The organism is Variovorax sp. P1_H12_2, from assembly GCF_056405335.1.
In genome coordinates, this window is the sequence record NZ_JBFUCI010000276.1 from 1 (window position 1) to 8,673 (window position 8,673).

The 8,673-nt window shown below is 69.1% G+C and carries 9 protein-coding genes and 1 pseudogene; 8 read left to right on the top strand and 2 right to left on the bottom strand.

Translation table 11 applies throughout. The features are described from left to right. Window positions 1–216, top strand: a pseudogene (locus AC1D2K_RS23495) (class I SAM-dependent methyltransferase); the annotation flags it as partial. Window positions 217–282: 66 nt separating this feature from the next. Further along, window positions 283–1,629 carry a TAXI family TRAP transporter solute-binding subunit gene (locus AC1D2K_RS23500; protein ID WP_478091382.1) on the top strand — a complete coding sequence of 449 codons (1,347 nt, stop codon included), beginning with the start codon at window positions 283–285 and terminating at the stop codon, window positions 1,627–1,629. Window positions 1,630–1,632: 3 nt separating this feature from the next. On the opposite strand, the gene AC1D2K_RS23505 is transcribed toward AC1D2K_RS23500, so the two are convergent. Then, on the bottom strand, window positions 1,633–2,418 hold the full coding sequence (locus AC1D2K_RS23505) for an IclR family transcriptional regulator (protein ID WP_478091384.1): 786 nt from the start codon (window positions 2,416–2,418) through the stop codon (window positions 1,633–1,635). Window positions 2,419–2,544: 126 nt separating this feature from the next. Between AC1D2K_RS23505 and AC1D2K_RS23510 the strand changes: the two genes are divergently transcribed. The 5 genes from AC1D2K_RS23510 to AC1D2K_RS23530 are packed head-to-tail and all read left to right on the top strand — an operon-like array spanning window position 2,545 to window position 6,963. Beyond that, window positions 2,545–3,246: a 3-oxoacid CoA-transferase subunit A gene (locus AC1D2K_RS23510; protein ID WP_478091386.1), complete on the top strand. Its 702-nt coding sequence runs from the start codon at window positions 2,545–2,547 to the stop codon at window positions 3,244–3,246. Then, window positions 3,243–3,905, top strand: a complete 663-nt coding sequence (locus AC1D2K_RS23515; RefSeq protein WP_478091387.1) for a 3-oxoacid CoA-transferase subunit B — start codon at window positions 3,243–3,245, stop codon at window positions 3,903–3,905. Before AC1D2K_RS23510 ends, AC1D2K_RS23515 begins: the two co-directional genes overlap by 4 nt. A gap of 18 nt (window positions 3,906–3,923) precedes the next feature. Beyond that, window positions 3,924–5,129: a 3-oxoadipyl-CoA thiolase gene (pcaF, locus tag AC1D2K_RS23520; protein WP_478091389.1), complete on the top strand. Its 1,206-nt coding sequence runs from the start codon at window positions 3,924–3,926 to the stop codon at window positions 5,127–5,129. A 56-nt stretch (window positions 5,130–5,185) separates the two neighbouring features. Beyond that, complete coding sequence (locus AC1D2K_RS23525) at window positions 5,186–5,914, top strand: SDR family NAD(P)-dependent oxidoreductase (protein WP_478091391.1); 729 nt, start codon at window positions 5,186–5,188, stop codon at window positions 5,912–5,914. Window positions 5,915–5,958: 44 nt separating this feature from the next. Beyond that, window positions 5,959–6,963 (top strand): Bug family tripartite tricarboxylate transporter substrate binding protein, encoded by a 1,005-nt coding sequence (locus AC1D2K_RS23530; RefSeq protein WP_478091393.1) that lies wholly within the window; start codon window positions 5,959–5,961, stop codon window positions 6,961–6,963. Here AC1D2K_RS23530 and lhpI read toward each other — a convergent pair. After that, complete coding sequence (gene lhpI / locus AC1D2K_RS23535) at window positions 6,960–7,895, bottom strand: bifunctional Delta(1)-pyrroline-2-carboxylate/Delta(1)-piperideine-2-carboxylate reductase (protein WP_478091395.1); 936 nt, start codon at window positions 7,893–7,895, stop codon at window positions 6,960–6,962. The genes AC1D2K_RS23530 and lhpI overlap by 4 nt on opposite strands. 60 nt (window positions 7,896–7,955) lie before the next feature. On the opposite strand from lhpI, the gene AC1D2K_RS23540 reads away from it, so the two are divergent. After that, on the top strand, window positions 7,956–8,673 hold a 718-nt coding region (locus AC1D2K_RS23540; protein WP_478091397.1), incomplete at its 3' end, for a sulfite exporter TauE/SafE family protein.

Sequence of the window (8,673 nt, forward strand, 5' to 3'; positions counted from 1 at the left end):
GCCTACATGCGCGGCGTGGTGCCGTTGATCGCCCGCGTGGTGGCACRGGGCCATGACACGGCCGAACTCTGGCGCTACTACTGGGACACGATCGAAGCCTGCATCGCGCCGGAGTCGGTGCTGGCGGCGCTGCGTGCCGCCGGCTTCGAAGGGGTGAAGCGRCACACCGAACTCGGCATCTTCTCCGAGTACAGCGCGATCAAGCCGCCGGCCTGAGGGTCGGCGCGGCCGGCCGGAATGCGGCCAGAATCAGGCTCCCCAACCCAGCCTCCGGCACCCGGCATGAAGTCACCCGCACCGTTCGTCCTGCCCTCCCGCCGCCGCTTGCTGTACTGGATCCTGGGGGTCGCCGTCCTCACCGCCCTGGGCTGGGCGGTCGTGCGCTACGTCAGCCCGGCGCCGCCGCGATCGCTCGTGATGAGCACCGGCCCGGCCGACGGCGCCTACCACCACTTCGGCGAGCGCTATCAGGAGATCCTGCGCGCCAACGGCATACGGCTCGACCTGCGCACGTCGAGCGGCGGCGTCGAGAATCTGCAGCGGCTCAACGACGGCACGGTGTCCGTCGGCTTCGTGCAGGGCGGCATCGGCCTGCTGGCGCAGGATCCCGACGCCCCGCCCGAGTCGACGCCGTTGCGCTCGCTGGCCACCGTCGCCTTCGAACCGGTCTGGATCTTCACCCACACCCTCGACCTGACAAAGGGGCTGGGACCCCTGGCCGGCAGGCGCATCGCCATCGGTGTCCCGGGCAGCGGCAACCACAAGGTCGCGACCGAACTGCTGGCGGCTTACGGCGTGGTCCCCAACGGCCCGCAGGGCACGACCTTCGTGAGCGAAGGCGGCATGGCGGCGGCGGACCTGCTCGCCGGCCGCCAGGTCGATGCCGCGATCATCATCGCCGCGGCGCAGGCCCCGGCGGTGCAGAAGCTGCTCGCGGACGACCGCGTGCGGCTGGCTTCGCTAGACCATGTGGATGGCCTGGCGCGGCGCTTTCCGTACTTCCAGCCCGTGACCCTCAAGCGCGGCTCGGTCGATCCGAGGCGCGACCTGCCGCCCCAGGACATCCACCTGCTTGCCACCACCGCCAACCTGGTGGTGCGCGACGAACTGCATCCGGCGCTGGCCTACCTGCTGCTCGAGGCGGCGCGGCAGGTGCACCGGCAGCCCAGCMTCATCGACCGGCCCGGCGATTTCCCGAGTCCCATCGGCACCGATTTCCCGCTCGCGTCCGAAGCCGAGCGCTACTTCAAGAATGGCCGGCCGTTCCTGCAGAGCTACCTGCCCTTCTGGGCCGCGAACTATGTGCAGCGCCTGCTGCTGCTGCTGGTGCCGCTGGCGGCGATCCTGCTGCCGTTGGTCCGCGTGCTGCCCGAACTCATCGCCTGGCGCCGCCAGAGCGTGCTGTACCGCCGCTACGGCGAACTGAAGTTCCTCGAGCAGGACCTGGCCTCGCGCAAGCTCGATGACCAGGAGCGGCTGGAGGCCCGGGCGAAGCTCGACCGGATCGAGGACGAGGTCGTCCGGACCAAGTTCCCGCTCGATTTCACGGACCGGGTCTACACGCTGCGCCAGCATGTGGACTACGTGCGCGCGCAGTTGCAGCGGCAGGCAGAGAGCAAGGGCGGCTAGGGCCTACAGCAGGCGCGAGATCTCCCGCGCCGAGGCCAGCAGTGCCGGCAGCATCGTGTCCTGCATCACCTTGGCGCTGGTGCGGTTGGCCTGGCCGCTGATGTTGAGCGCGGCCACGGTGCGGCCCGCACGATCGACGATCGGCGCGGCGATCGAGACCAGCCCTTCTTCCAGTTCCTGGTTGACCAGGCACCAGCCTTGCCGCCGCGCCTGCGCCACCTTGGCGAGCAAGGCGTCGATGTCGGTCAGCGTGTGCTTGGTGAAGGCCTCGCGGGTCGAGGCCGCGAGCCGCGCATGGCGTTCTTCTTCGTCGAGGTCGGCCAGCAGCAGCCGCCCCATCGAGGTGCAATAGGCCGGCAGGCGCGAACCGACGCCCAGGTTGATGCGCATGATCTTGTGGGTCGGCACCCGCATCACGTAGACGATGTCGGTGGCGTCGAGTACCGCGGCGGAGCACGACTCCTGCACCTGCCGCACCAAGGCCTCCATGACCGGCTCGGCCCGGTTCCAGATCGGCATCGACGACAGGTAGGCGAAGCCCAGGTCGAGGATGCGCGGCGTCAGGCCGAAATGCTTGCCGTCGCTCGTCACATAACCCAGCGTCTGCAGCGTGAGCAGGATGCGGCGCGCGCCGGCGCGCGTGAGACCGCTGGCGGCCGCCACCTCGCTGAGCGTCTGGCGCGGCGCGCCGGCGCTGAACGAGCGGATCACCTGCAGCCCGCGCGCGAAGGACTGCACGTAGCTGTCGCCGGGCGCGGGTGCAACGGGTTGTGTCTGCTGGGTTGCCATGGCGTGGTATCGTCCTTAGAATTCATTATACGAACAACTGTTCGACATGCGAACAAATTCCGCGCACCCGCCGACAAATCGCGAGGCAAGGCGTTCGGCTTCTTCCCCTTCCAGGAGACAGATTCCATGATCAACAAGATCGCACGCTCGGTCGCCGATGCCATGGCCGGCATCAAGGACGGCGCCACGGTGCTGATCGGCGGCTTCGGCACTGCCGGCATTCCCATCGAACTGATCGACGGCCTGATCGAGCAGGGCGCCCGTGACCTCACCGTGGTCAACAACAACGCGGGCAACGGCGAGACCGGCCTGGCCGCGCTGCTCAAGGCCGGCCGCGTGCGCAAGATCATCTGCAGCTTTCCGCGCCAGGCCGACAGCCAGGTGTTCGACGGCCTCTACCGCTGCGGCCAACTCGAACTCGAACTGGTGCCGCAGGGCAATCTGGCCGAGCGCATCCGCGCCGCGGGTGCAGGCATCGGCGCCTTCTTCTGCCCGACGGGCTACGGCACGCAGTTGGCCGAAGGCCGCGAGACGCGCGAGATCGACGGCAAGCCCTACGTGCTGGAGTACCCGATCTACGGCGACGTGGCGCTGATCAAGGCCGAGCAGGGCGACCGCTGGGGCAACCTGGTCTACCGCAAGGCGGCGCGCAACTTCGGGCCGGTGATGGCCATGGCGTCGAAGAAGACCATCGCGACCGTGCACGAGGTCGTCGAACTCGGCGCGCTCGACCCCGAGGCGGTCGTGACGCCCGGCGTGTTCGTCCACCATGTCGTCAAGGTCGAGCGCGTCGCCACGCAGGCCGGCGGTTTCAAGAAGGCAGCATGACCATGAGCATCCCCACCGCAAGCTACCAACGCCGCACCAAGGACCAACTCGCCGCGCGCGTGGCGCAGGACATCTTCGACGGCGCCGTCGTCAACCTCGGCATCGGCCAGCCGACGCTGGTCGCGAACCACCTGCCGGCCGGCCGCGAGGTCATCCTGCACAGCGAGAACGGCATCCTCGGCATGGGTCCCGCACCCGCGGCGGGCGCGGAGGACTACGACCTGATCAACGCCGGCAAGCAGCCCGTGACGCTGCTGCCGGGCGGTGCCTTCTTCCACCACGCCGACAGCTTCGCGATGATGCGCGGCGGCCACCTCGACATCTGCGTCCTCGGCGCCTTCCAGGTCTCGGCCACCGGCGACCTCGCGAACTGGAGCACCGGCGAGGAAGGCGCCATCCCCGCGGTCGGCGGCGCCATGGATCTGGCCATCGGCGCCAGGCAGACCTGGGTCATGATGGATCTCCTGACCAAGAAGGGCGAGAGCAAGATCGTCGCGCAATGCAGCTATCCGCTGACCGGCCTCGGTTGCGTGAAGCGGGTGTATTCCGACCTTGCTACCCTCGAATGCACGCCCTCGGGCCTGAAGCTGATCGACAAGGTCGAGGGCCTCGGCCACGCGGAACTGGAACAACTGGTCGGCCTGCCGATCGCCATCTGAACCACAGGAGACTTCACCATGAGCAATCAAGCCTTCATCTGCGACGCCGTGCGCACGCCCTTCGGCCGCTACGGCGGTTCGTTGTCCAGTGTGCGCACCGACGACCTCGGCGCGGTGCCGCTGCGGGCGCTGATGGCACGCAACAAGAACGTCGACTGGCAGGCGGTCAGTGACGTGCTCTACGGCTGCGCCAACCAGGCCGGCGAGGACAACCGCAACGTCGCGCGCATGGCCGCGCTGCTCGCCGGCCTGCCGCTCGAAGTCGGCGGCGGAACCATCAACCGCCTGTGCGGCTCGGGGCTCGATGCGCTCGGCACGGCGGCGCGCGCCATCAAGGCCGGCGAGTCCGGCCTGATGATCGCGGGCGGCGTCGAGAGCATGAGCCGCGCGCCCTTCGTGATGCCCAAGGCCGAGAGCGCCTTCAGCCGCAACAACGCGGTCTACGACACCACCATCGGCTGGCGTTTCGTCAACAAGCTCATGAAGGCGCAGTACGGCGTCGACTCGATGCCCGAGACCGCCGAGAACGTCGCCACCGACTACAAGATCGAGCGCGAGGCGCAGGACCGCATGGCGCTCGCTTCGCAGCAGCGCGCCGTGGCGGCGCAGAAGTCCGGCTTCTTCGATGCCGAGATCGTGCCGGTGAGCGTGGCGCAGAAGAAGGGCGACCCGATCATCGTCGACAAGGACGAGCATCCGCGCGACACCAGCCTCGAGGCGCTGGCCAAGCTCAAGGGCGTGGTGCGCCCCGACGGCACCGTCACCGCCGGCAATGCCAGCGGCGTCAACGACGGCGCGGTCGCCCTGCTGCTGGCCGACGAGGCCAGCGCGGCCAAGCACGGCCTGACGCCGCGCGCGCGCGTGGTCGGCATGGCGGTGGCGGGCGTGCCGCCGCGCGTCATGGGCATCGGTCCGGCGCCGGCGACCGAGAAGGTGCTGAAGCTCACCGGCCTGAAGCTCGACCAGATCGACGTGATCGAACTCAACGAGGCCTTCGCCGCCCAGGGCCTGGCCGTGCTGCGCCTGCTGGGCCTGAAGGACGACGATGCGCGCGTCAACMKCAAYGGCGGCGCSATCGCGCTCGGCCATCCGCTGGGTGCCAGCGGGGCGCGACTGGCCACCACCGCGGTGAACCAGCTGCACAAGGGCGGCGGGCGCTATGCGCTGTGCACGATGTGCATCGGCGTCGGCCAGGGCATCGCGCTGATCCTCGAACGCGTCTGAGCGCGTTCCCCCGCGGGCCGCGCCCCTGCGGCCCGCCTTGAAATCTGGAAAGCAAGATGAGTCAACAAGAAGTCGCCCTGGTCACGGGCGGCAGCTCCGGCATTGGCCGGGCCACCTGCGAAGCATTGCTCGCGCAAGGACGCACCGTCGTCAATCTCGACCACAAGAAGCCTGACTGGAGCCACGAGAATCTCGTCTCCTTCCAGGCCGATCTGACGCAGGAAGGGGATACGCAGGCGATCGCGCAGAGGATCACGTCGACCTACGCCGTCACGGCGCTGGTCAACAACGCCGGCGCCACGCGCCCCGGCACGATCGACAGCGCGACCATGGCCGACCTCGACTACGTCGTCGGCCTGCATTTCAAGGCCAGCATGATCCTGATCCAGGCGGCGCTGCCGGCGCTGCGCGCATCGGGCCGAGGCCGGATCGTGAACGTGTCGTCCCGTGCGGCGCTGGGCAAGCCCGAGCGCATCGTGTACTCGGCCACCAAGGCCGGACTGATCGGCCTCACGCGGACGCTGGCGATGGAACTCGGCGGCGACGGCATCACCGTCAATGCGGTCGCGCCGGGCCCGATCGCGACGGAACTTTTTCGCCAGAGCAACCCCGAAGGGGCGCCGCAGACCCGGCGCATYATCGACAGCATCGTGGTGAAGCGCCTGGGTACGGCGGACGACGTGGCCCGAGCCGCGATGTTCTTCCTTTCGCCCGACAACGGATTCGTCACCGGCCAGGTGCTCTACGTCTGCGGCGGCACCACGCTGGGCGTCGCACCGGTCTGATCCGAATGCCGTCCTTTTCGATTCAACTTTCTCCCAGGCTTTCCATGTCACGTTTCCCTTCCCACGCCGCGCCGAAGCGCCGCACCTTCGTCCTCGCCGCTGCAGCCGCAGCCGTGTCGCTGGCGCCCTTCGCCGCTTCGGCGCAGGCCCAGTTTCCCGCCAAGCCCATCACGATCATCGTGCCCTTCTCGGCCGGCGGCACCACCGACATCCTGGCTCGCGTGATCGGCCAGTACATGGGGCGCGACCTCGGCCAGACGGTGGTGGTGGACAACCGCGCCGGTGCCGGCGGCAACATTGGCGGCCAGGCCGCGGCGCGGGCCCCGGCCGATGGCTACACGCTGTTCATGGGCACCGTCGGCACGCACGCCATCAACCAGAGCCTCTACCGGAAGATGCCCTTCGATCCGATCAAGGACTTCGCGCCGCTTTCGCGCGTGGCCATGGTGCCGAACCTGCTGGTGGCCAATCCGTCGCAGCCGTTCAAGAGCGTGAAGGAAATGATCGCCTTCGCCAAGGCCAACCCGGGCAAGATCAACTTCGGCTCATCGGGCAATGGCAGCTCCATCCACCTGTCGGGCGAGCTCTTCAAGCAGATGGCCGGCGTCGACATGCAGCACGTGCCGTACCGCGGCAGCGCGCCTGCGGTGTCGGATCTGCTGGGCGGGCAGATCTCGGTGATGTTCGACAACATGCCTTCCGCCATTCCGCACGTGAAGGGCGGCAAGCTCCGAGCCCTCGCGGTGACCACGGCCAAGCGCTCGCCGGCGCTGCCCGACGTGCCGACCATCGCCGAGGCCGGCGTGCCGGGCTACGAGGCCACCTCGTGGTTCGGCTTGCTGGCGCCGGCCGGCACACCGGCACCGGTGGTCGCCAAGCTCAATGCATCCATCCTCAAGGCCCTGGCCGACCCGGAAGTGAAGAAGAAGCTGGCCGAGCAGGGCGCCGAGCCCCATGGCGAGAAGCCGGAGCAGTTTGCGGCCTTCATCGAGAGCGAGACGGTGAAGTGGGGCAAGGTCGTGAAGGAGTCGGGCGCCAGCCTCGACTAGCCGGCGCAGGCACGCCAGACGAGGGTCGCGGCCGCCAGGTCCTCGAGCGCGCTGCCGACGGCCTTGAAGACCGTGCGCTCGCCAGGGGAGCGGCGGCCTTGCCGTTCGCCCTGGCAGAGCTGTGCCAGTGTCCCCTGGATCGTCTCCAGCGACACCGCACCCGCGGCGATGGCGTCGAGCAGGTCGCCGGCCTTGGTCGGCGCCTCGTCGGTGTCGACGTACACGCGGGCGCCGGCGAAGCAGGCTGCATCTGCTTCTTTCATCGCCGGCGTGAAGCTGCCGATCAGGTCCAGATGGGAGCCCGGCGCCAGCCATTCGCCGCGCACCAGCGGCGCGGTCGCGAGCGTGGCGCAACAGACGATGTCGGCGGCCGCGACCGCCGCCGCGAGATCGCCGACCGCCTGCGCGTTCCAGCCCTGTTGCCGCCATTCGGCGGCCAGCGCCTGCGCGCCTTCGGGGCGATGGTTCCAGCAGCGGATCTCGCGGATCGGCCGCACGCTCGCATGAGCCGCCGGCAGCAGGCGTGCCACGCGCCCGGTGCCGAGCACCAGCAGCGTCGACGCTTCTTCGCGGGCGAGGAAGCATGCGCCCAGCGTCGAAGCGGCGGCGGTCCGGTGGGCCGTGATCTCGTTGCCGTCCAGCTGCGCCAGCGGCACGCCCGTGTGGGCGTCGTAGAGCACATAGGTCGCATGCAGCCCGKGCAGGCCGCGCGCGCTGTTGCCCGGAAAGATGTTGATGGTCTTGATGCCGAGGAAGCCGGCCTCGCTCCACGCCGGCATGATCAGCACGGTGCCGCGGTCGGCGCCGGCCGCCACCGCATGGACGTGGCGCGGCGGCACCGTCGCCTCGCTCGCGAAGGCCGCGCGCAGGGCCGGGACGAGGCGCTCGAAATTCAGCTGGGCACGGGTCTGGTCGGCGTCGAGGATGATCATGGCGGACGTTGGGATGCGGCGTGGACAATGTAGCGCTCACGCACCCCCAGTTCCCCCGCCTTGAATCTCCCGATCATCACCGACCTGCATTTCTATGCGGTCGCCGTTCCAGCCGTGCTGCTGCTCGGCGTCAGCAAGAGCGGCTTCGGCGCCGGCTTCGGCTCCCTCGCGGTCCCCTTCATGGCCCTGGTGGTGAGCGTGCCGCAGGCGGCTGCCATCCTGATGCCGGTGCTGCTGCTGATGGACCTGCTGGGCCTCGCCGCCTTCCGCCGCGACTTCGATCGCCGGCTGCTGCGCTTCCTGATTCCGTATGGCCTGGCGGGCACGGTGATCGGCGCCCTTCTTTTCAAGGCGCTGCCGGCGGACAAGGTGGCTGGCATCGTCGGCGTCTTCACGCTGCTCTTTCTCGCCCAGCGCCTGCTGTTCCCGCCGCGTCCGGGCGATCCGCCGCCCTCCAGGGCGGGCGGTGCCGTGCTGACCACCCTCAGCGGGTTCACCAGCTTCATCGCCCATGCGGGCGGGCCGCCGGTCAGCGCCTACGTGATTCCGCTGCGGCTCGGGCCCGTGGCCTATACGGCGACCATGGCCTACTTTTTCTTCGTCGTGAACCTGAGCAAGTGGGTGCCCTATGCCTGGCTCGGGCTGCTGGACTGGCGCAACATGGCGACCTCGCTGGTGTTGCTGCCGATCGCGCCACTGGGCGTGTGGGTGGGCATTCGCATCGCGCGCCGCATCGACCCGGTCTGGTTCTACCGCTTCGTCTATCTCGGCATGCTGC